20 protein-coding genes are annotated in these 21,388 nt (G+C 45.6%); 10 read left to right on the top strand and 10 right to left on the bottom strand.

Annotated elements, in window-relative coordinates; translation table 11 throughout:
* Nucleotides 1-30: 30 nt before the first annotated feature.
* The 3 genes from H6F66_RS28690 to H6F66_RS01505 form a co-directional block, all read right to left on the bottom strand.
* Nucleotides 31-597, bottom strand: a complete 567-nt coding sequence (locus H6F66_RS28690) for a L,D-transpeptidase family protein (RefSeq protein WP_190417553.1) — start codon at nt 595-597, stop codon at nt 31-33.
* 82 nt (nt 598-679) lie between these two features.
* A complete protein-coding gene (locus H6F66_RS01510; RefSeq protein ID WP_190417551.1) occupies nt 680-1,192 on the bottom strand; it encodes a L,D-transpeptidase in 513 nt (170 codons plus the stop codon).
* 104 nt (nt 1,193-1,296) lie between these two features.
* Nucleotides 1,297-1,956, bottom strand: a complete 660-nt coding sequence (locus tag H6F66_RS01505) for a bifunctional 4-hydroxy-2-oxoglutarate aldolase/2-dehydro-3-deoxy-phosphogluconate aldolase (RefSeq protein ID WP_190417549.1) — start codon at nt 1,954-1,956, stop codon at nt 1,297-1,299.
* Between the two features lie 353 nt (nt 1,957-2,309).
* On the opposite strand from H6F66_RS01505, the gene H6F66_RS01500 reads away from it, so the two are divergent.
* The 8 genes from H6F66_RS01500 to H6F66_RS01465 all read left to right on the top strand — a co-directional run bounded on the left by H6F66_RS01500 (nt 2,310) and on the right by H6F66_RS01465 (nt 11,195).
* Nucleotides 2,310-3,182, top strand: coding sequence for a DUF2382 domain-containing protein (locus H6F66_RS01500; protein WP_190417547.1), 873 nt, complete (start codon nt 2,310-2,312; stop codon nt 3,180-3,182).
* Between the two features lie 306 nt (nt 3,183-3,488).
* Nucleotides 3,489-3,695: an acetyltransferase gene (locus H6F66_RS01495; protein ID WP_190417545.1), complete on the top strand. Its 207-nt coding sequence runs from the start codon at nt 3,489-3,491 to the stop codon at nt 3,693-3,695.
* A gap of 145 nt (nt 3,696-3,840) precedes the next feature.
* Nucleotides 3,841-4,788, top strand: a complete 948-nt coding sequence (locus tag H6F66_RS28145) for a DUF2382 domain-containing protein (protein ID WP_190417543.1) — start codon at nt 3,841-3,843, stop codon at nt 4,786-4,788.
* A gap of 224 nt (nt 4,789-5,012) precedes the next feature.
* Nucleotides 5,013-7,031, top strand: a complete 2,019-nt coding sequence (locus H6F66_RS01485; RefSeq protein WP_190417541.1) for a serine/threonine-protein kinase — start codon at nt 5,013-5,015, stop codon at nt 7,029-7,031.
* A 224-nt stretch (nt 7,032-7,255) separates the two neighbouring features.
* Nucleotides 7,256-8,290, top strand: coding sequence for a mechanosensitive ion channel family protein (locus H6F66_RS01480; protein WP_190417539.1), 1,035 nt, complete (start codon nt 7,256-7,258; stop codon nt 8,288-8,290).
* A gap of 13 nt (nt 8,291-8,303) precedes the next feature.
* Complete coding sequence (locus H6F66_RS01475; RefSeq protein ID WP_190417537.1) at nt 8,304-9,632, top strand: DUF2254 domain-containing protein; 1,329 nt, start codon at nt 8,304-8,306, stop codon at nt 9,630-9,632.
* Nucleotides 9,632-10,438: an ion transporter gene (locus H6F66_RS01470; RefSeq protein ID WP_190417535.1), complete on the top strand. Its 807-nt coding sequence runs from the start codon at nt 9,632-9,634 to the stop codon at nt 10,436-10,438. The genes H6F66_RS01475 and H6F66_RS01470 overlap by 1 nt, the downstream gene beginning before the upstream one ends.
* A gap of 175 nt (nt 10,439-10,613) precedes the next feature.
* Nucleotides 10,614-11,195, top strand: coding sequence for a hypothetical protein (locus tag H6F66_RS01465; protein ID WP_190417533.1), 582 nt, complete (start codon nt 10,614-10,616; stop codon nt 11,193-11,195).
* A gap of 68 nt (nt 11,196-11,263) precedes the next feature.
* On the opposite strand, the gene H6F66_RS01460 is transcribed toward H6F66_RS01465, so the two are convergent.
* Nucleotides 11,264-11,830 (bottom strand): DUF3611 family protein, encoded by a 567-nt coding sequence (locus H6F66_RS01460; protein ID WP_190417532.1) that lies wholly within the window; start codon nt 11,828-11,830, stop codon nt 11,264-11,266.
* 299 nt (nt 11,831-12,129) lie between these two features.
* Between H6F66_RS01460 and H6F66_RS01455 the strand changes: the two genes are divergently transcribed.
* On the top strand, nt 12,130-12,903 hold the full coding sequence (locus H6F66_RS01455; RefSeq protein WP_190417530.1) for a hypothetical protein: 774 nt from the start codon (nt 12,130-12,132) through the stop codon (nt 12,901-12,903).
* A gap of 99 nt (nt 12,904-13,002) precedes the next feature.
* Here the strand turns inward: H6F66_RS01455 and ftsH3 are convergent, their stop codons facing one another.
* The 5 genes from ftsH3 to H6F66_RS01430 form a co-directional block, all read right to left on the bottom strand.
* Nucleotides 13,003-14,841 (bottom strand): ATP-dependent zinc metalloprotease FtsH3, encoded by a 1,839-nt coding sequence (ftsH3, locus tag H6F66_RS01450; RefSeq protein ID WP_190417528.1) that lies wholly within the window; start codon nt 14,839-14,841, stop codon nt 13,003-13,005.
* Between the two features lie 164 nt (nt 14,842-15,005).
* On the bottom strand, nt 15,006-15,833 hold the full coding sequence (locus tag H6F66_RS01445) for an aminotransferase class IV (protein ID WP_190417526.1): 828 nt from the start codon (nt 15,831-15,833) through the stop codon (nt 15,006-15,008).
* 24 nt (nt 15,834-15,857) lie between these two features.
* Nucleotides 15,858-16,859 (bottom strand): homoserine kinase, encoded by a 1,002-nt coding sequence (locus H6F66_RS01440; protein ID WP_190417524.1) that lies wholly within the window; start codon nt 16,857-16,859, stop codon nt 15,858-15,860.
* Between the two features lie 99 nt (nt 16,860-16,958).
* Complete coding sequence (locus tag H6F66_RS01435) at nt 16,959-19,163, bottom strand: ATP-binding protein (protein WP_242019024.1); 2,205 nt, start codon at nt 19,161-19,163, stop codon at nt 16,959-16,961.
* A 111-nt stretch (nt 19,164-19,274) separates the two neighbouring features.
* The gene (locus tag H6F66_RS01430; RefSeq protein WP_190417522.1) at nt 19,275-19,550 is read right to left on the bottom strand and encodes a hypothetical protein; all 276 of its coding nucleotides are present in this window, start codon (nt 19,548-19,550) and stop codon (nt 19,275-19,277) included.
* Between the two features lie 79 nt (nt 19,551-19,629).
* On the opposite strand from H6F66_RS01430, the gene H6F66_RS01425 reads away from it, so the two are divergent.
* The gene (locus H6F66_RS01425; RefSeq protein ID WP_190417520.1) at nt 19,630-20,550 is read left to right on the top strand and encodes a bestrophin family ion channel; all 921 of its coding nucleotides are present in this window, start codon (nt 19,630-19,632) and stop codon (nt 20,548-20,550) included.
* A gap of 329 nt (nt 20,551-20,879) precedes the next feature.
* Here H6F66_RS01425 and H6F66_RS01420 read toward each other — a convergent pair whose 3' ends face one another.
* A complete protein-coding gene (locus H6F66_RS01420) occupies nt 20,880-21,209 on the bottom strand; it encodes a hypothetical protein (protein ID WP_190417518.1) in 330 nt (109 codons plus the stop codon).
* Between the last annotated feature and the right edge of the window lie 179 nt (nt 21,210-21,388).

The following is a 21,388-nucleotide window of genomic DNA, read 5'->3' as shown; positions in this document are numbered from 1 at the left end:
ATAAGACTTTTCCCCAATCCCCAATCCCCATTACCGCTGCACAACCACCTTCGTCCCTACTGGTGCCCAGCTGTATAACCTTCTAGCTGCTCCTACCGGAAGATTGACGCAGCCGTGGCTGACAGGTCTGCCAAAACGATTGTGCCAGTAGGCTCCATGAATCGCATAGCCGCCAGAGTAGTACATTGCATGAGGTACATTCGGAACGTTGTAGTCTCTGCCGCGCATCCGAGTTGAGCGATACTTTCTTTGAATAGCGAAAGTTCCGAGGCGAGTGGGAGTTGAACGCTTACCGCTGGAGATGCGGTAGGAATAAACTCTTTTCTTTCCTTCCCAAGCAACCAATCTTTGACTTGATAAATCAACTTGTATCCAGCGTCGTCCTCTTGCAGCTTTTTTGACTCGAACTTTTTTCCTCGCTTTTCTAGTAATTTTATTGAATTGTAGTGAGGGCGCACCAACCTGTGTTGATCTTGATGATTTGGACGCCGCCTCAGTTGGCGTTATCCAAAAACACGAAGCTGTAAAAAACAGTGCCACAACTGTCCAGAAAGTTCCACGCCGACGTAACCAAGAAAAACGAATTAAGTTTTCCACGATTCACCCCTCACATCATTGTTACTTTTGTTTACTTGGGATTAGAGTTTTGAGTTCGGAATTTCCCTCTTCCCCAATCCCTTCATTTATGAACAACCACGGGCGTTCCCACTGAAGCCCAGTTATATAGCCATTTAGAATGATTTACTGCCAGATTTATGCAACCGTGGCTGACTGGAGTGCCAAAGCGACGATGCCAGTAGGCACCGTGAATTGCATAACCTCCGTAGTAGTACATCGTATAGGGAACGTTAGGAACATCGTAACCTTCGCCGCGCATCCGGTTATAGCGGTGCTTAGATTTTATGGCAAAAGTACCGATGCGCGTGGGAGTGGAACGCTTGCCAGTGGATACAACGATCGCATACACAGGTTTTGAGCCTTCCCAAGCAATCAGGCGTTGCTTTGTCAGATCGATCTGAATCCAGCGTTGATCTGATTGTTGCAACTCCTGCATTTTGCTGGATATTATCGCGCCTTGTGGTTGTGTCAAAGCTGGTTTTACCCAGGCACTCATCGCCGTAAGCGTCAGCACTGCACTAGCAAATAAAGCCACTGGGCGACTTTTTAAGGCAGGACAAATGATGCTTTTCATGGCTCTTCGGCTGATTTGGTGGGTCAGAACAGAGAAATTCAAGGAAAAACTCTTTCTAACTAATGGCATCAATGGATATCGGATTTTATTAGCTTAATCCTAAATCAGCCTGTCTGGTAATTTACTAAGTTTTGCATCAGAGTTTGGGCGCGTTGGGCGATGAGCGCATATTGCTCAGATTCAGAATGTATGGTAAGCCCCTTTTGGGGGAATAAACTGCCGGAAACTCCGACTGCGATCGCTCCTGCTAGTAGAAATTCTTTGGCATTTTCCAGGGTTACGCCGCCTGTGGGAATTAAGGGAATGTGTCCCAATGGCCCTTGCAAACTTTTTATATATTTCTGTCCGCCTACAGCGCCGACGGGAAACACTTTCACGCAGCTGGCACCTGTAGCCCAAGCGGTGACAATTTCCGTGGGGGAAAGCGCCCCAGGCACCATCGGTACGCCGCTATCATTTGCTGCTTTAATCAGAGTGGGATCAACGTGAGGAGTGAAGACGAACTGGGTGCCAGATGCGATCGCGCTCTTTAGCTGTTCTAGATTTAATATCGTTCCTGTGCCAATTGTGCAATTTGGTAATTCGGAACGCAAATGGGCAATTAACTCTGCTGCTTTGTCGCTATTCCAAGTAATTTCAATTAGCTGCATCCCTCCCGATGCCACAGCTAGAGCCATTTGACGACCAAGTTCCATCTGTGGCGCTCTTATGACTGCGATCGCTCGGTGTTTTTCCACCAGCTTTAACCACGACTGATTATACATCCTTACTATCTACCGTCCGGCAGATTTATTTTTCAACCTTCTCTTATATACTTTCATTCCTTATTTTTGTCAAAAATATTAATTTTTTTATATATATAAATAAGCATTTATATATATTAGCTGGCTCGGCTCAATTAATATACTTAATATTACTTAAAACTGCTGCTTGTTATAGACGCAAAATTAAACCTCAATATTCAAAATTCCGCACATCTAAGCTTTAGTATCAACTGTTTTACACCTTTAGATGAGCTTCATTATCTTAGGGAATTCAGTCGCTGGGGAGAGGAAGCAAATTCGAGATATTTGTAAAGTAAATAACATAGAGATGTAACAACTTAAGGGAAAGTAGCATGGCTCTTTTAAAAATAGAAGATTTTGATCCAAACTACCGCGACACTTTTGGTGGCAATGACCTTCAAGGGATGAGTGTCTATACTGAAGGATCTAATGAAGAAAAATTTGGCAACGTTACCGACGTTTTAGTTGACGAAGAAGGTCACTTACGGTATCTAGTGGTTGACTTAGGATTTTGGATTTTTGGCAAAAAAGTTTTGCTACCAATTGGTCGCTCTAGAATTGATTATAATAGCGATCGCGTATACGTTAGTGGCATGACTAGGGAGCAAGCAGAAGCTCTACCCGAATATAGCGATCGCATGACAACTGATTACGATTATGAAGAACAGGTAAGAGGAGTTTATCGCTCCCCAGCTATGGGTGCATCTGTTAGCCCGGTAGCTGATGCTACATATGACCGCAGCACCTATAACTATCAGCAAGAACCCTCTTTGTACGAGATAAACGATCGCGATCATCAAACTCTCAAACTGTACCAAGAGCGACTTATTGCTAACAAAACTCGCGTAAAAACAGGTGAAGTTACAGTTGGCAAGCACATTGAAACCGAAACAGCACGAGTTTCAGTGCCAATTGAAAAAGAGCGAGTTGTAATTGAGCGAGTTACTCCAGCGGATGCAGGTCAAGCAGTTGCTCCGGGAACTGTTAGTTTCCAAGAAGGCGAAGTAGCACGCATGGAAATTTACGAAGAAACTCCTGACATTCACAAAGAAGCTTTTGTACGTGAAGAAGTGCGAGTCAGCAAAGTAGTAGACCGCGAAACAGTGGATGCTGAAGAAACCATCCGTCGCGAAGAGTTAGATGTTAACACCACCGATCAAACGTTTGTAGATCGTTCTACCAACTTACCCACCGACCGAATTTAATTAGCCCCCGTAACTATACGGTTGTTGAGTTGATTTTGATAGACAAATAACCGTGTAAGCGGGTGTATCCTATTTTTGGAAATATACCCCCACACCGTTAAGGGTGTGGCTACACAAACCAAGCCGTAGCGAGAACAGGCTAATAGAAAAAGCCCGCCTGCGCGGGCTTTGGTTGAGTAGCTGCGACTTTAGTAGTCTGGCGTTTATACAAAAGTAGGATACTCCCGTTTCTCAGTGCCTGTATGTTTACCAGGTATCTGTAAGACGGTAAACCCTTTCCAGTGAACCCCAATTTAGGCATCTTCTATGTTTCTCAAAGATAAAGAATCCGGCAGTTTGATTGAAATAATCGATATTCAGCCTCTAATTAGCCCTACTTCAAGTGCTGTCTCTGGAAGAGACCAAGCAGGACAAGAGGAACAGGAACCGGCTACTTATCAAAAGGAAAAATTGGTTTTTCCTTCAGGCGAAAGCCTACCGATTTGTTGGATGGATGAAAATTACACTACCTAATTTTTAGGATAATCGCAGCATAATGGGGTGTTTGGATAGATTATTGGCGAATGTTGTCGAAATCAGTAAGCTTTCCAAACACCCGTTAACCAACGAATAATAAATAGGTTTTTGGGTCAAAAAAAAATTTAGTAAGCTCTATAAAATGAACAACGAAACATTGCCAAAAAATCAGGGTTCCCAAGAAAACGATATTCGGATCAATGTCTTGTTGAGCAAGTTGAAGAATAAGCTAAAAAATTATACCGCCAAGGATCGGCAAGGTGTGCTGCTGGGTGAGGTGAAGGATGTAATTCTAGACTCAACTCGTCAGTTAAACTTAGTCATATCTCCGGCTAAAGCTGATCCAGTCTCCAGCCTATTTTTAATTAGAAGCAAGCACATCCAGCAAGTAGACTCAGCAGATAAAACGCTTTATGTAGATGTCAGCCAATCGGAAATAGAGTATTCAGCAGATTATATAATACCAAATGGGGATGGGGAATTTGCAGAAATTCCACAAACGTCGGTAATGCCTGCACGCTCATCAACTGAAAGCTCTACTGCATCTGTCACCCCAACAGCAATACAATTAAATAATAACCAAAAGCAATCGGAGAAAGTTATGTCAGATTCTAACACTTCAGATGCAGAAGTTGTAGAACAAGAAATCATTCGTTTGCTAGAAGAACGATTAGTCGTAGACAGTAGCAAACATAAAGTAGGCGAAGTTATTGTTCGCAAAGAAATCCAAACGCGGATGGTAGAGATTCCAGTTCGACGGGAGATTTTGATTGTTGAACAAGTCAGCCCAGAACACAAGCAATTAGCAGAAATTGATTTAGGACAAGGAGATATCTCTGGAGTTGAGCTGACTGAAACTATACGTTTAAACAATGGAGCTGCAAGCCCAAACAGTCAGCCAACAGTAAGGGGCGAGTTTGATTCGCCGAAAACAGCTAGTAGAATTTTAGATGCGATCGCACATCAGCGGCCTCACGGTTGCGCGAAAGTGCGAGTGGAAATCATTCTTGAAGATGCAAAACATCAACAAACTTACCAGGAATGGTTCGACCGCTGCACAATTAAGCCACGGGGAAACTCTGGAAAATAATATCATCAAGGCACCTCGTTACCTCATTCCCAGCATCTGACTGGGAATGAGAAGTACTAAGGTTACATATCGTGTTTGTAGAATAGGTAAAAAAGCCTATTCTTTTTGTATAGCCAGCTAAAAGCCGCTATATACAACAACCATTGCATTTTTCAGCCTACCTTGGGGTGTATAATTTACAATTCCCGCCGTATAGTAGGGATAGCCCAATTCTGTAGCTATGTATGAGCTACTGCATCAACCCCTTCTGCCCCAAGCCAAACGATCCCGCCAATGCCAACAACCGTATATGTCGCAACTGTGGCTCAGAGTTGTTGCTCCAAGGGCGCTATCAGGTGATGCGCCTGCTGAGTGACAACAGCGGATTTGGCAATATATATGAAGCTTATGAGGGAGCAGCTCCCCAAATCCTGAAGATACTAAAACAAGAACATAACAAAAACCCCAAAATTGTTGAGCTATTCCAGCAAGAAGCAGATGTATTGAGCCAGCTAAATCATCCAGGTATTCCCAAAATGGAACCAGATGGTTATTTTCAGTTTTATCCCAGAAACTGCAAAGAGCCAGTGCATTGCATCATCATGGAGAAAATTGACGGACTTAACTTAAAGCAGTGGATGAAACAGCAGGGCGATTGCCCGATAAGTCAGCAGCTTGCTCTTAACTGGTTAAAACAACTGGCACAAATTTTACATATAGTACATCAAAAAAACTACTTTCACCGCGATATTAAACCAGCCAATATTATGATGCGTTCCACAGGGCATCTAGTATTAATAGACTTTGGCACTGCTAGAGAAATGACATATACCTATCTTGCAGAAGTCGGCGGTGCAGGTAGAGTCACTAAGATTAGTTCCGCTGGTTACACGCCACCAGAGCAAGAAAAAGGTCATGCAGTACCGCAATCAGATTTCTATGCTTTGGGGCGTACTTTTGTTTATTTACTGACAGGAAAGCAAGCAACAGATCATGCTATTTACGAACCGCTAACCGACCAATTCCACTGGCGACGTCATGCGCCTGATATTTTACCTCAGCTTGCAGATTTAATTGATAAACTGATGGCGCGTACAGCAGCGGCGCGTCACAAGAATACTCAGGAAATTTTAGATGATATAGATAAGATTTCGCGGCAATTGTCTGGAAATAAACTATATGCCAACCATCTTATGGGTATAGGTGCGGTTAGTTCTAGATTTCTATCTTGGAAGTCGCCCAACTCGCCAACTAAAATTGGTCAAACTGATAAAAATAAATGGCTAGTTGGGGGCGCGATCGCGATCGCTATCGGATTAGGCGCATATGGAATTTCGCAATACAACCCAGCGTCGCCCAAAACAATCCCCTATGAAAATCTTTCTGTAGCCAGAACCTTTTCCGGACATACCAGCCATGTTAATTCCCTCAACATTAGCCCTGACGGGGAAATTTTAGCAAGTGGCAGCGCTGATAAAACTATCAAAATTTGGGATAGATATACTGGGAAAATAATCCGCACCATCAACGGGCATGATAGCTATATTAATTCTATTGCCATTCACCCAGATGGGAAAACCTTAGCGAGTGGCAGTGCTGATAAAACTGTAAAAATTTGGAATATATCCACAAGCAAAGAAATCCGCCGACTAGAGGGACATTCCGCCCCAGTTAATTCCGTTGCTATTAGCAACGATTGGCAAACTTTAGTCAGCGGCAGCGCTGATAAAACTATCAAAATTTGGAATATATCTACAGGCGAAAATATTCGTACCCTCACCGGAAATTCTCAGCCTATTAATTCTGTTGCCATTAGCCCGGATGGTCAAATATTAGCCAGTGGCAACGCGGACAAAACTATCAAAATTTGGGATATGTCCACAGGCAAAAATCTCCATACTCTCACCGGGCATTCTCAACCTATTAATTCTGTTGCCATCAGTTCAGATGGACAAATATTAGCAAGTGGTAGTGCGGATAAAACTATCAAAATTTGGGATATGTCCACAGGCAAAAATCTTCGCACCCTTAGCGGACATTTTAGCTATATTAATGCCATTGTTATTAGCCCAGATGGACAGACATTAGTTAGTGGCAGTGTGGACAAAACTATCAAAATTTGGAATATTCCCACTGGGGAACTAATTCGCAACCTCACCGGGCATTCCGGTTGGGTTAAGTCGATTGCGATTAGCGCCGATGGACAAATAATTGCTAGTGGCAGCTTTGACAAAACTATTAAAATTTGGCAGGTGCCAAGATGAATGCGTATGTGTTCTGATAGTATTTTTGAATCTACCATTGGATAGATGCAAAGTAAATTATTGCCTAAAATTAGGAACAAACGGGTCAGAAAATAAACTGACCACGTAAAAGGTTGGTCATTGTTATGACAAGTTGGGTAATAGAAATACTGACCTAAGAAAGAGTTTAGATTATTGATTTTCTATTAAAATTAACCACGGTTTGTTGTATATGTGAACAAGTAATGAATCTAGGAGAATCAGTATCAACAGCGTGGGATAAGATTCAGGGAATGATCGAGGGTGCGATCATCCTGCTGCCAAACTTGGTATTAGCACTAATCGTATTTGCACTATTTTGGTTCGGCGCGATCGCGATCAGAACATTGGTTAAACGCCTCACCCGCAGGTATCGCCATGCTCGGAATTTGGGGCTGGTACTTGGGCGGTTGTCGCAAGGGTTAACTATTTTAATTGGTTTATTTGTCGCCTTATCTATTGTCATTCCGACATTCAAGGCAGGGGATTTGGTTCAATTGTTGGGTATCAGTGGGGTAGCAATTGGTTTTGCATTCCGCGATATTCTCCAGAATTTCCTAGCTGGTATTCTGATTCTGTTGACTGAGCCTTTCCAGATCGATGACCAAATTGTTTTCAAAGACTTTGAGGGAACGGTTGAAAATATTCAGACACGCGCCACAACAATCAGAACTTACGATGGTCGCCGGATTGTGATTCCTAATTCTGAACTGTTCACAAATTCGGTGACAGTTAATACTGCCTTCGAGAACCGCCGACTACAGTACGATATCGGCATTGGTTACGGCGACGACATTGACCGGGCGAAACAACTGATTCTGGAAGCGATCGCTAGCGTCGATGATGTTTTGCAAGATCCAGCTCCCGACGCCCTTGTAGTGGAGCTTGCTGACAGTACCGTAAACATTCGCGCCCGTTGGTGGGTAAAGCCGCCGCGACGTGCAGATGTTCTCGATAAGCAGGACAAGGTTCTCGCTGCCATTAAGAATAAGCTCACGGCAAACGGCATTGATATGCCGTTCCCGACGCAGCAAATCCTTTTCCACGACCAAACCGAAGAGACAGATGGCGATCGCGCACGTCAGCGTGAAGGATGGCCTGCGGGTCATAAAGAAGTGCCAAAACCGCGCAGCATCGGCGGTTCCTTAAGAAAGCTGGCAGAAATGCGGGCGCAAAGAGATGGGAATGGTAGCCATAGAGACGAGAACCCCGATCGCCCTCATACTGCGGACGATAATTAATGAAAAATAATTGATGAAAAACATCAAGCTGGGCAAACTTTGGGACTCGCTCCACTCTAGCTACTGGTTTGTGCCAACCCTGATGGCGCTCATGGCGATCGCGTTGGCATTCGGAATGTTAAGCCTTGATCGAGCAGGCAAATCTGGCCCGCTAGAGTCCTTGGGCTGGATCTACACCGGCGGGCCAGATGGGGCGAGAACGCTGCTTTCAGCCGTTGCTGGTTCGATGATTACCGTTGCTGGTACCGCCTTCTCGATTACAATTGTTGCCCTCACCCTCGCTTCCTCACAATTCGGCCCGCGACTGATGCGGAACTTCATGCAGGATACGGGCAATCAAGTCGTGCTTGGCACGTTTATCGGTACATTCATCTACTGCTTGCTGGTACTGCGAACCGTCCGGGGAGATGACTACAACGTATTTGTGCCGCAAATCTCCGTCACGATCGGCATGGTGCTAGCGATCGCTAGTATCGGCGTCCTGATTTACTTTATTCATCACGTCTCAACCTCGATGCAGGCATCGCATATCATCAGAGAGGTTGGCAGAGAGTTGGACAATGCCATCGATCGCTTATTTCCGCAGAAGATCGGGCAGGGTAAATCAGTACCAAAGCAGCGGTCGGTGGCGGAAATCCCCGCCGGGTTTGAGAAGGAAGCTACTCCTATCTTGGCGAAACAAAGCGGTTATCTTCAGGCAATTGATGACGAGCTGTTAATGAAGATTGCCACCTCAAAAGACTTCCTCCTGCGTCTGAAATATCGTCCTGGCAAGTTTATTGTGGAAGGAAGCGAACTGGTGATGATTTGGCCTGGGGAACGGGTGAATAAAAAACTCACCCAGCACCTGAACCAAGCATTTATTTTTGGCGAGCAACGCACCGAACAACAGGATGTAGAATTCCCCATCAATCAGTTAGTTGAAATTGCCGCTCGTGCCATTTCTCCTGGCATCAACGATCCGTTCACAGCGATCCAGTGTATTAACCAGATGAGTGCTGGGCTTTGCCGTCTGGCGGAAAGAGAGTTTCCTTCCCCCTATCGCTACGACAACGACAACAACCTACGAGCGATCGCTAATCCGGTGACGTTTGCAGAATTACTTGACGCTGCCTTTAACCAGATTCGACAGTACAGCAAACCGGATGTAGCGGTGGTAATTCGATTGCTCGAAGCGATCGCTCTCATCGCATCGCGCACCCAACATAAAAAAGACCGCGCTGCACTACTACGTCATGCCCAAATGATCCAGCGCAGTAGTGAGGAGAATATATCCGAAGAGTTAGACAGAAAAGATGTTGAGGAGCGATACCTAGCGGTAGTGAGGGCGCTAGAGCAGTGATGAACAATCTTAATACATCTGAAAAAAGGGAACTCCAAAAAGAACGACTCGAAGTTCTCGAACAGCTGGAAGATTGGCTGGAAACACCGATGCTATTCCTTGGCTTCGGGTGGCTTTTGTTGTTAGTCGTCGAACTGATCTGGGGCTTAAATCCACTGCTGGAAGTTATCAGCAACACGATCTGGATTGTTTTCATACTCGACTTCGTATTGCGATTTACTTTGGCAGATCGCAAACTCGTTTATATCAAGCACAATTGGTTAACTGCCCTTTCCTTGGTGTTACCAGCATTGCGCGTCTTCCGGATTAGCCGCGTGATTCGCATCCTCAAAGCTAGCCGGGGGCTGCGACTGGTGCGCGTCATCAGTTCTCTGAATCGGGGAATGCGATCGCTCAGAACTAGTATGAGTCGTCGCGGCTTTGGCTACGTCATGGTGCTGACGCTAGTAGTGACGCTGGTGGGAGCAGCCGGGATGTACGCTTTTGAAAGCAACCTTCCTAATGGTGGCGGACTGAATAACTACGGGGAAGCACTATGGTGGACAGCGATGCTGATGACAACGATGGGTGGCGAATATGTGCCGCAGACTCCAGAAGGTCGCGTTTTACACCTAATTCTGGCACTGTACGCCTTCACAGTATTTGGTTACGTAACAGCAACACTCGCCACCTTCTTTATCGGGCGCGATGCCGAAAACGAAGAGGCAGAGTTAGCAAGCGCCAAATCCATTGCCGCCCTGCATCAGGAAATTGTCGCCTTACGGGCCGATATTCAAGCCCTTTCAAGTCAGCAACTAGAACCATAATATATATTCAAGAACTTCTTCCTTTTCTTCTTCCTTCGCGCTCTTTGTCTCTTTGCGGTTTATCTAAAGAAAGTAGCTTTCACAATAAAATAACACTCCAATCGCAGATTAAATTCATCCCTTCATTTATAGTTTATTAGTAATCCATAATTATGAAATTTATGAGGAAAAAGCCATGCTGAATACTGACTGGCGGGGTTATCGAATAGCCGCTTGGGTTGGAGAGTTTTTCCTAGCGATCGCAATCGTCTTTACAGCCAGTCAACGTAACTGGGAAGGTTCATTTTTACTCGCCTGCTTCCTAGCTGCTTCGTTCCTGTTTGTCACCTTAGAAAATAAACTACCAACTTTGTTTGATTTTCTATTTGTAGTAGCAGCGTTGCTGAATGCCGCAGGCTGGGTTTGGGGCTTATTTTACCTACCGGGGCCATACGATGAAATTACCCATGCCTTTACAACCTTTTCCGTTACGCTTGCACTGAGTTTTTTGGTGTATAGCTCGATGCTAACTACCTTCCGCAACCATCTGCTAATTTATATGTTAGCGATCGCAAGTTTCGGAATCGCCATCGGTGCTATTTGGGAAATAACCGAATGGGCGATCGGAGTTATCAATAGCATTGATGATACAATCATCGACCTAATTATGGACACTTTTGGCGCTAGTCTAGCAGCACTGGTGAGCGTCTTTGCATTGCCAGAGCGATCGCATTCAGAATCCAGTTCCGAAGATCAACAAGCGACTAGAGCACGTTAGGAAATAACCTACTTCCTCAAAAAGCTACCTTCTAGCAAAGACAAAAGCAGTAAAGTGCTTTTGTCTTATTACTGATTATGTATCCACTTTAGCAATCCCAGTGAAGTGACAATCCCCACAAAGTGACCAGCAATACCATTGATATTCGCTACTGCTACAAAAACATCAAGCGCACGAATAATCATATTGGGGTCAGTAAGTGCTACCCCTGGAGGTTGGGATACAGCTTTTGCAACTAGCACTCCTACAGTCGCACCCGAACCTAGGAGGCATAACAATATTCCCACCAAACTCGTGATTACTGACATTCTCAAAATTTGGACAGTATCAGCTTTTCTAGGATGACGCTCTGGATTAGGATTGCTTAAACCTTTGGCTAGGCGAGTATAACGGAACGCTAAAAATACATTAAAACACAACGCTAAAAGTCCAGCGACAGCCCAAAAAATACCTACCCCAATGCCGGGATTTGTTTCAGTAGCGAAGTTACGACCAGAGATAGAAAACAATAAAGCTATCCCAGAACCAATAGTCAAACCCAACTCTATCCAGAATGCAATCCAACCTACTAAGCGAAAAATGTTGGCAATTTTTTGTTTAGTCTCTGAGGTCGAGGATTCTGAGTGAACTTGCATATCTGTCCCTTCTCGTAGCGACTGGGATATACGACCTTTGAATAATACCTTTAATTGCTCTTATTGTACCCCCGCCTACAGAAATAAAGCGCCTCTGCCTAAAGATGAAAATTTTTATCAAAGTCGGCTTGTCTAAACAATAAAATTTTTCACAAGAATATGCTATTAGGAGGAGGAAATTGCGTCAAAATCTTACCAAGCTGAAGAGAAAAAGCAACGCTCCTAAATGGTCTTGGGAGCAATTTCTGCTAATTTAGTGAAGATATCAGCCAGAAAAATATTAAAGGTGCTTGATTAACATGGTGTTTGCAGTTGCAGAGCCTTCAGTATCGAGTCCTACTGCCGTCATCTTGTCTGCAATTCTGGCAGTTTGTCTGGCACTTGTGCATCTTTTTTCCGGCAATATGCGCTTTCTGGACAGGACTCCTCGCAGTCGTTGGCTTTCCGCCGCTGGTGGGGTATCAGTTGCCTATATTTTCGTTCACGTTTTCCCCGAACTCAACCAGGGACAGCAGGTAATTGAGGAAAGGGAGGGTTATTTAATTGAATTTTTTGAACACCATGTTTACCTGGTGGCGCTTTTGGGTTTTGGTGTGTTCTACGGATTAGAAAGACTTGCCAAGCGATCGCGTCAGCAAAACGAACAAGAAAACCAGAAGGATACCACCGATGCAGGCGTTTTTTGGCTGCACATGGCTTCGTTTTCGATTTACAACGCCCTCATCGGCTATCTTCTCCTCCATCGGGAAGAACGAGGTATTTGGGATCTGCTATTATTCTTCGTTGCAATGGCTTTGCATTTTGTGGTGAACGATGACGGCTTGCGCGAAAACCACAAAGGAGATTATAACCGGATTGGGCGCTGGATACTGGCGGCGGCGATTATTGCCGGATGGGTGATTGGGCGGGCGACAGAAATTTCTGAGGCGGCGATCGCAGTCATTTTCGCCTTCATCGCCGGGGGAATTATTCTCAACGTCGTTAAGGAAGAATTACCAGAGGAACGGGAAAGCCGTTTCTGGGCTTTTGCTTTGGGTGCGGCTGTCTACTCGGCGCTTATGGTAGCAATTTGAAAGTAATTATGAAAAATCGGGGCAGTTCTAGAAAAAATCCTAGAATTGCCCCGACTAGAGATTTTAGATAAAATCTAAAATCCTTGCCTTGAAAATTGACTACGCGATCGCTGCCATTTTCACATCATTATTTGCCAGCACTTCTTGCAGTTCATCCGCATCTACAGTTTCTTTTTCAATCAGCATTTGTGCTAACTGATCCAGAATGTGACGGTTATTCAACAACACATCTTTAGCGCGGCGATAGGCTTGATCTACCAAGCTGCGGACTTCATTATCAATGGTCGCAGCAGTTTGCTCGGAGAAATCGCGTTCGGCGGCGATGTCGCGACCCAAGAACATATTGCCTTGCTGACGACCTAGAGCAACTTGACCCAAGCGATCGCTCATACCAAACCGCATCACCATTTGACGCGCTACACGAGCCACCTGCTGCAAGTCATTCGATGCACCAGTTGTCACCTCTTCCTCACCGAAGATGATTTCTTCAGCAATTCGACCGCCCAAAGCTACCGCCATCTGATTTTGCAAATATGAGCGGCTGTACAGACCAGAATCCATCCGGTCTTCACTCGGTGTAAACCAAGTCAAACCACCAGCACGACCGCGAGGGATAATGCTGATTTTCTGCACTGGGTCATAATCTGGCATCAACGCACCAACTAGCGCGTGACCAGCTTCGTGATAAGCAACCAAAGTTTTGCGCTTCTCGCTCATCACCCGGTCTTTCTTCTCAGGGCCAGCCAGCACCCGGTCGATGGCATCATTGATTTCATCCATCGAGATTTCCGTCAGACTGCGACGAGCCGCCAAAATTGCTGCTTCGTTCAGCAGGTTGGAAAGGTCAGCGCCTGTGAAGCCTGGGGTACGACGGGCAATCTTCTCCAGATCCACATCCTTCGCCAGCGTCTTACCACGAGCGTGAACGTTGAGAATTTCCAAACGACCAGCGTAATCAGGGCGATCCACGACCACCTGACGGTCAAAGCGACCCGGACGCAGGAGTGCTGCATCTAGCACGTCTGGGCGGTTCGTAGCAGCAATGATAATAATCCCAGTATTGCCCTCGAAACCGTCCATCTCGGTCAGCAACTGGTTGAGGGTTTGTTCCCGCTCATCGTTACCGCCGCCTAAACCTGCACCCCGTTGACGACCAACGGCATCAATTTCATCGATGAATACGATACAAGGAGCATTTGCTTTGGCTTGTTCAAACAAGTCGCGCACGCGAGATGCACCGACACCGACGAACATTTCCACAAACTCAGAACCAGAGATGGAGAAGAAAGGTACGCCAGCTTCCCCAGCTACAGCACGAGCCAGCAAGGTTTTACCAGTTCCCGGAGGGCCAACTAGCAGCACGCCTTTGGGAATTTTGGCACCAATGGCGGTGAAGCGGTCGGCGTTCTTGAGGAAGTCTACAACTTCGTTCAATTCCAGCTTGGCTTGGTCAATTCCGGCAACATCCCCAAAGGTTACTTGGGTTTGCGGTTCCATTTGCACTCTGGCTTTGGATTTGCCAAAGTTCATGGCTTGAGAGCCTGGGCCACTTTGGGCGCGGCGCAGCAAGAAGAACAATCCCACCAGAAGCAGAATTGGGAAAAACAAACTGCTTAAGATGCGGAACCAGAAGCTTTCATCACTCTGGGGCAAAACTGCAATGTCAACATTTTTACTGGTCAGAATGTTAATCAGGTCTGGATCGTTGGGCAGGTTAACTACAACCTTGTCGCCGCTTTGAGCTGTGACAAGCGCTCTGGTGCGGTCAGCACTTAAGCCAACTCTCTCGATCCTGCCTTCTTGAACTTCCTCAATCAGTTTGCTGTATTTCCAGGTCTCCCGACTCTGGGGTTGTTTTTCTAAAAATGTTGTTCCTAAGGCGATGACAACTATCGCTAGCAGTGCATACAGCCCTGCGTTTCTCCACCGCTTATTCACGCTTATTCCTCCTAAGCTTTAGGATGTGATTGGATTTTTAATTGTATTAACTAATGTTAACCTTTCTCAGAATCTCTTGACACATTTTAGGTACATTAGCCTGCAAAATAGGATTTCCCAAAGGTCGTCCCTACTACTTTGATACTAACCAACCCGGTAAGATTTCAGCCCTTGTGGCTGCGATCGCTTTGGTGGAGGCGACGCAATTGCTCTAGGCTGCTGTGAGTTGGATCGTAGGTAATCTGGCTTTCTGAGGTGATAACGGTATGGATGGGAACGACTTCCACGACGCTATTGCTATAAGCCACAGCAGACAATCCCTTCACCCACTCGGCATCGAATGCGACTTCCCCCACTGGTTGATTCTGACTCACCAGCCAATGAATCAGTTGCGATCGCATGATTCCCGGCAAAATTCTCCCATCGATTGGCGGTGTCCACCACTTCCCATCCCGCCATCCCCAAAGATTCCCCGTGCTGGTTTCCAGCCAATTTCCCAGCTCGTCAACTAATATCGCTTCTTGTGCCTCAAATTTCTTGGCTTTGTTCATTGCCAGCCACGCAGCTAGGTAGTTACCAGTTTTATGCTGTGGCAATGACCGCTCAATAACCCCAGGCGGCGGGGTTATTGGGGGTTCTATAAGTAAAGCGCCTATACCATATTTTTGTCGTTGTGTCAAATCAACAGGTAAGAATCGCCCAGTAATCCACTCGCGTCCATCGGGAAAGATGGTGATTCTGAGGATGGGAAAGTGTTTTGTTAAAGTTTCTGCACCATAGCGCGATCGCTCCCAGTCTGGTTGTTGCCAACCAAGATCCAGCAAACTCGAACGAATGCGATCGCAGTGTCCAGTCCAGCTAGTCAATGGGTTATCCAACGACTGATAAACCCTCAGCGTGGAAAAAACTGTAGCACCGTACAGCAACCCCGGATCGTCAATAGCTAATTCCAGCGTTTCACCGTCAATCAGTTTGCCGTTGTACCAGAACAATTTAGGACTCTCCCGGCGTTGTAATCAGGTGTAGATGTCAAAATTATCACTAGAAAGCTGACCCAATAACGCTAATTTAGAATCAAGCCAATCGTCAGTAAACCAGCCATAAGGCAAGACATCTCCGACTGCTTCGCAATTTATCCCCATAACCCAAATGTGTGCAACTGTGGTAAATATAGGAATCGAGGCGAGTTCATCTTCGCTAAGTTTGCGGATAGTTTGATAACCGTCTAAAAAAGGCTTTCTTATTTCACTGTTCATCTTCCAAGCATAGGTTACGTGCATAAACTTGCCGATGTCAAAGGCACGCCAGCCATAGCCGCATTGATCAAAGTCAAACAAAGTTGGTTCATCGGTTTCGGTAAAGTGAGCATTTCCCGAATGAACATCACCCATACAAATTCCATAGACGGGTGCTGAAAGATGTAGTTTTAACACCTCTAACTGCACTTTGATTTTCTCGGTTTGTTTTTGGAGATAATCGAGATCATCGACTCTATCTTTAAAAAGAGGTGCAATTATATTTAGCGATCGCTCTAGCAGGTACTCGTAATTTAAAGCGGGACGATTAAAACGACTTTTAAAGTCGTCCGTCGCTAAATGAATATTTGCCAGCACCTCTCCCAGCCGTCGGCTTTGTTCGCTATTGAGCTTCTCATTTACCGCCTTACCTGGTGCGTAGGAAAATAAAGTAGCATAGCGCCTCCCCTCCGGTGCTTCAATTGCTTGGGTGAAACTCCCTGAATTGCTTTGGAGGGGGTACGCGACTGGCATTTTATGATTATGCAGAAACGCCAGCAGTTCAACTTCAAAATTAATAGCTTCTAAAGTTCTCCACCCTCTGCGATAAACTCGCAAAATATATCTGTCTCGATCTGTTTCTACCAGATAAGTATCGTTAAGTCCTCGTTTATACAATCGGCACGATAGGGGGTTTTCGATCTGATAGTTAGATAATACGTTTTCAATTAAAGCTTCGCCTGATGGTATGGAATGAATCACAGGGATGAAAGCAGAACACATAAAATCATTTGCTCATTTTTATCGCCAGTTCGCTACAATTATTTTTAACTCCGCGATCGCACTCCCACCAGAGCACAACGCGATCGCATGACAAATTATTTAACCAACCAAAGAAGTTCTAACTAAACTAGCGATCGCCGCAGCTAACTTAGCTGGCTCCACTGGCTTAGCTATGTGTCTGTGGAAACCTAGCGAAATAGCACGCTGAGAGTCTTCGCTCCTAGCATAGGCCGTCACAGCCACAGCGATAATCTCTCCTCCTTGCTCTGGCTCCAAGGCTCTAATTTTGCGGATCAGCGTGTAGCCATCCTCACCGGGCATCCCAATATCACTCACTAAGACATTTGGCTTCAGCTGTTGGAGTGCCTCAAATGCCTCGGTTGCTGATGCAACTGCCCTCACCCTAGCGCCATACTGTTCAAGGGCTATCGTGAGAAAATCTCGGCTATCAGGCTCGTCATCGACAACCAGCACTTGCAAACCATCAAGTACCGCACTGATGATTGCATCAGGAGTGGGTGGGGCTTCTGGCTCAGTTTCTACTTTATGCCCAGGCGCTAACAGCCCGTTCCCGTGAGTCGTAATTATCAGGGGCAGCTGCACTGTAAAAATTGCTCCCAGCCCCTCGCCTGGGCTGTCAACATGGACAGTGCCGCCATGCAGTTCTGCCAGGTGACGCACAATTGCCAAACCTAAACCAAGTCCGCCATGCGATCGCGTGCTGGTACTATCAGCTTGGCGGAAGCGCTCAAAGACATAGGGCAGAAAGTCAGCGCTAATTCCTTTCCCTGTGTCACTCACGCGGATCTGGGTGTAGGAGTCACTGCACTCCAGCCTAATTTCCACCTTTCCCCCTTCAGGAGTGAACTTGATGGCATTGGAGAGCAGATTCCAGACAATCTGCTGCAAGCGGTTTGGATCGCCTGAAACCAAGCCTACTGAGGGATTTAGTACCGACTCAAGTTGAATTTTCTTAGCGCCAGCGGCTAGCTGCACCGTTTCAATAGCTGCCTGAATGATTGGTACCAGCTTAACTGGGCAAACCTGCAAAGACAATTTGCCTCGAATCAGGCGCGAGACATCGAGAAGATCCTCAATTAGCTCTGAGAGTAACTTGGCGTTGCGCTCAATTGCTTCCAGTGCGCGAGCCGTAGTCACTGCGTTTAACTTCTGAGCGCGAAGCATCCGAGACCAGCCAAGAATGGGGTTGAGTGGCGATCGCAACTCATGAGAAAGTACAGCTAAGAAATCATCCTTCATGCGGTTAGCTGCCTCCGCCTCCCCACGAGCCACTTGTTCGCGAACCAACAGTTCGGCGCGTTCTTCCTCCCTCCGCTTGCGCTCTAGTTCTGCTGTCGCACGGGTAGCAAAGATTGTTAGTAGCGATTCTGCAAGCTGGGTATTTTCCAACGGTTTTCTAGCCATCACCCCAAGCAATCCCAGCACGCAGCCTGTGGAATCTAGAAGCGGAGCTGCGATATAGCTGTCCACTTCCATCTGTGCTAGCAAATGATTATCAGGAAAGTGCGCTTGAATGCCACGGGGATAATAGCATGGCTTCCCCTGCTCAATAACTTGTTTGCAAGGGGTATTCAGCAAGGAATATTCAATGTTGTCTACCATCTCATAGTCGGCACATAGCGCAATAGTGCTAATTTTTCCCCCAGCCAGTTCCCCCAGAAAAGCGTAATCAACACCCAATGCCTTTGTGAGGTGTTGCACCAGTGAGTAGAAAAACGCCTCGCCTGTCGCTGCGGAAACTCCCTTAGTCACCTCAATGAGGGCGGCATCCATCTGAGCAATTTTGCGAGCTGCCAGCCGCAACTCTAACTCATCAACGACTATAGCCGCTAGGTCGGCAAGGCTTGCTCGCTGCTTGGCGCTCAGTTCATGGCGCGGCTTGCTGTCAAGAAGACACAAAGTGCCAAGATTATAGCCATCCTTGTCAATCAGTGGAGCGCCTGCATAGAAGCGAAGGCCCGGTTCGCTAAGCGCAAAGGGCATACAAGCGAAGCGCGGGTCTTTTCTGGTATCCGGAACGACTAAAACATCGTCAGACAAAACTGCGAAGCTACAAATTGTTGATTCGCGGCTGACTTCGCGAGAGTCAAAGCCATAGCAGGATTTAAACCAGGCTCGAAATTCGTCAACTAAGGAAACCAGGGTAATTGGCACGTCAAAAAGACGTGCCGCGAGAGCGGTGATGCGGTCAAAGCTCTCTTCAGGAGGTGTATCGAGGATATTGTATCGCCGCAGTGCCTCTAGGCGTTGTACTTCGTTGGGCGAGATAGGCGCAGTGGTCAATATTACCTCCAGAAAATACTCCTCAAATACAGTTGCGACTATGATAGTTTGGCGCTTACCTGTGGAAGAGTATCCTATTTAGACTTATTTGAATTTTATGGCATTCTCAAGTCAAACGGAGAAACTAATCACAATCAAGGCAATATATACATTAATTTTTGGTGCTATTAGGAAATTCTCTAGTGCGATCGCGTTCTTTTCCCCAACTCCGGGGGAACATACTTGACATGAGCCACGCCTATTTGTGGCATCCAGGGAGCCGCAATCGGGGACACTCAAGCTAAGAAAGCGCCACAAGGCGTAGACAAAGATGCGATCGCGAAGCGTATGCGCGTTAGCGCTACTCGCGCCCGCTCCGGCTGGAAAATTACCCTTGACTATCCTCAACTGAAACTCATAATAGATCGAGTATTATCTGTTGAATAAGTATTCACAGTCTGGGTCAATACGGAAAGGTTGAGGTGGCATGGATCGGGAAAAAGAGAAATGGTTTCAAGTTGCTTTGCGACTTCGAGGTTCGGTAATTTCAGCAGTTTTACCTAGAGTAATATTGTGTGGAACATTTGGTTTTTTTGTTGCCCTACTTCACAAATTTGGAGTATCGGTATCAATGCCATTTCTAAGTGCATTAATTCCCAATATTGTCTTAGGCTTATTACTGGTTTTCCGAACAAATACAGCTTATGAGCGATTTTGGGAAGGTCGCAAAGCTTGGGGTAGCATAGTTAACTCTGTCCGTAACCTATCTCGTCAAATTTGGGTATCGATTGACGAAAAGGAACCAAAAGATAGAGAGAACAAAATTTCCGCCCTGCGATTATTGATTGCTTTTGCGATCGCTACTAAGTTGCATCTCAGATCGGAGCCTGTAAACAGCGAGTTAGAGCCATTTATGTCACAATCTCGCTATTTTAAGCTAAAAACGATGAACAATCCACCGCTAGAGGTTGCCTTCTGGATTGGAGATTATCTACAGGAGCAGTATACCCATAAACACCTCAATGCTCACCAGTTAACTGCTCTACAAAGTTTGATAAATATTTTAGTAGACAATTTAGGAGCCTGCGAACGCATTCTTAGAACACCTATCCCTATTGCGTATGCTATCCATTTGAAGCAGTTGTTGTTGCTTTATTGTTTAGCATTGCCATTTCAAATGGTTAAAGATTTAACTTGGTGGACTGGGCCAATTGTTGCTTTGATTAGTTTCACTTTGTTTGGCATTGAAGAGATTGGCATTGAAATTGAAAATCCTTTTGGTCACGATGCTAACGACTTGCCCTTGGATGCGATTTGTGCAACCATGAAACGAAATATTGAAGATTTAATCTCGCTTGCTCCCAGTGTTCGCGATTGGAATAAAACAGGAATAGAGCAAATGGAATAAGGTACATGAACCATAAGCGATCGCCATATGCGATCGCTCTAACTATATATACAATTTTTTTCTATTAGCCAATGTATATTGACGTACAAGACAGTCTTCAATACCATCTAATAAATAAATTTCGCGAGGGCGGTAGTCGCAACCAGTGGAGTTGCACGATAAGTTCGGCATTGAACACACCACAATTCAGGTAGGAACGGGTAATTTTATGCCGTATTGCGGCCAAAAGTATTGTTGTGAGGAGCGAACATAAACGTAACTATCTTAGCCAGGAAGCGATCGCTTCTTTGACAGAAGGAGAGCTGGTGACGCAGAGCAGAGTTGAGAAATCAATGCTTAAGTGAAGGCAGTAGCTCGTTATACGGAACTGAGCCTACAATTGCATAAGTCACTTGCTCAGAAAAATGCTGATTCCTTTTCATCAGCCAGACCAGCATATTGTTCATAAAGGAGTATTTCCTCAAAGACTTTATCCGCAAAGCAGCGCGGATATCCTCCTCAAAACAGGTTTCGTAAAGACGCTGCCAATTCTCGGCTGTCTTTTCTGGACTGCTACTCATATTGATAGCTTGCGTAACATGTAAACCACTGAGAATGGCATTGGCAATTCCCTCCCCAGTCAGAGGGTCTGTCAGATTAGCAGCATCGCCAATTTTCAAGATTTTTCCATCGCTAACTCTGTTCCCTTTGAGAGCAGTTGCTAGAGGGTACGCTTTAGGTTTATGCCAGAAATGTTGAATGCTGATACAAAACTTTACATAGTTAGTTGCACTAAGTCTAAAAAGCCTAAATTAGTCAACAGAACATCATCTCCTCAAACCAATGGACATAACTGATT

The sequence above is a fragment of the Trichocoleus sp. FACHB-6 genome (assembly GCF_014695815.1).
Taxonomy (GTDB): Bacteria; Cyanobacteriota; Cyanobacteriia; order Cyanobacteriales; family FACHB-T130; genus Funiculus; species Funiculus sociatus.
The sequence above is the reverse complement of the archived record's forward strand: the minus strand, read 5'-3'. Positions and strand labels throughout refer to the sequence as shown.

Coding starts and splice junctions, on each gene's coding strand:
- H6F66_RS01510 (WP_190417551.1), bottom strand. CDS start 1,192: ATGAAAAGCATCATTTGTCCTGCCTTAAAAAGTCGCCCAGTGGCTTTA.
- H6F66_RS01505 (WP_190417549.1), bottom strand. CDS start 1,956: ATGTATAATCAGTCGTGGTTAAAGCTGGTGGAAAAACACCGAGCGATC.
- H6F66_RS01500 (WP_190417547.1), top strand. CDS start 2,310: ATGGCTCTTTTAAAAATAGAAGATTTTGATCCAAACTACCGCGACACT.
- H6F66_RS01495 (WP_190417545.1), top strand. CDS start 3,489: ATGTTTCTCAAAGATAAAGAATCCGGCAGTTTGATTGAAATAATCGAT.
- H6F66_RS28145 (WP_190417543.1), top strand. CDS start 3,841: ATGAACAACGAAACATTGCCAAAAAATCAGGGTTCCCAAGAAAACGAT.
- H6F66_RS01485 (WP_190417541.1), top strand. CDS start 5,013: ATGAGCTACTGCATCAACCCCTTCTGCCCCAAGCCAAACGATCCCGCC.
- H6F66_RS01480 (WP_190417539.1), top strand. CDS start 7,256: ATGAATCTAGGAGAATCAGTATCAACAGCGTGGGATAAGATTCAGGGA.
- H6F66_RS01475 (WP_190417537.1), top strand. CDS start 8,304: ATGAAAAACATCAAGCTGGGCAAACTTTGGGACTCGCTCCACTCTAGC.
- H6F66_RS01470 (WP_190417535.1), top strand. CDS start 9,632: ATGAACAATCTTAATACATCTGAAAAAAGGGAACTCCAAAAAGAACGA.
- H6F66_RS01465 (WP_190417533.1), top strand. CDS start 10,614: ATGCTGAATACTGACTGGCGGGGTTATCGAATAGCCGCTTGGGTTGGA.
- H6F66_RS01460 (WP_190417532.1), bottom strand. CDS start 11,830: ATGCAAGTTCACTCAGAATCCTCGACCTCAGAGACTAAACAAAAAATT.
- H6F66_RS01455 (WP_190417530.1), top strand. CDS start 12,130: ATGGTGTTTGCAGTTGCAGAGCCTTCAGTATCGAGTCCTACTGCCGTC.
- H6F66_RS01440 (WP_190417524.1), bottom strand. CDS start 16,859: ATGTGTTCTGCTTTCATCCCTGTGATTCATTCCATACCATCAGGCGAA.
- H6F66_RS01425 (WP_190417520.1), top strand. CDS start 19,630: ATGGATCGGGAAAAAGAGAAATGGTTTCAAGTTGCTTTGCGACTTCGA.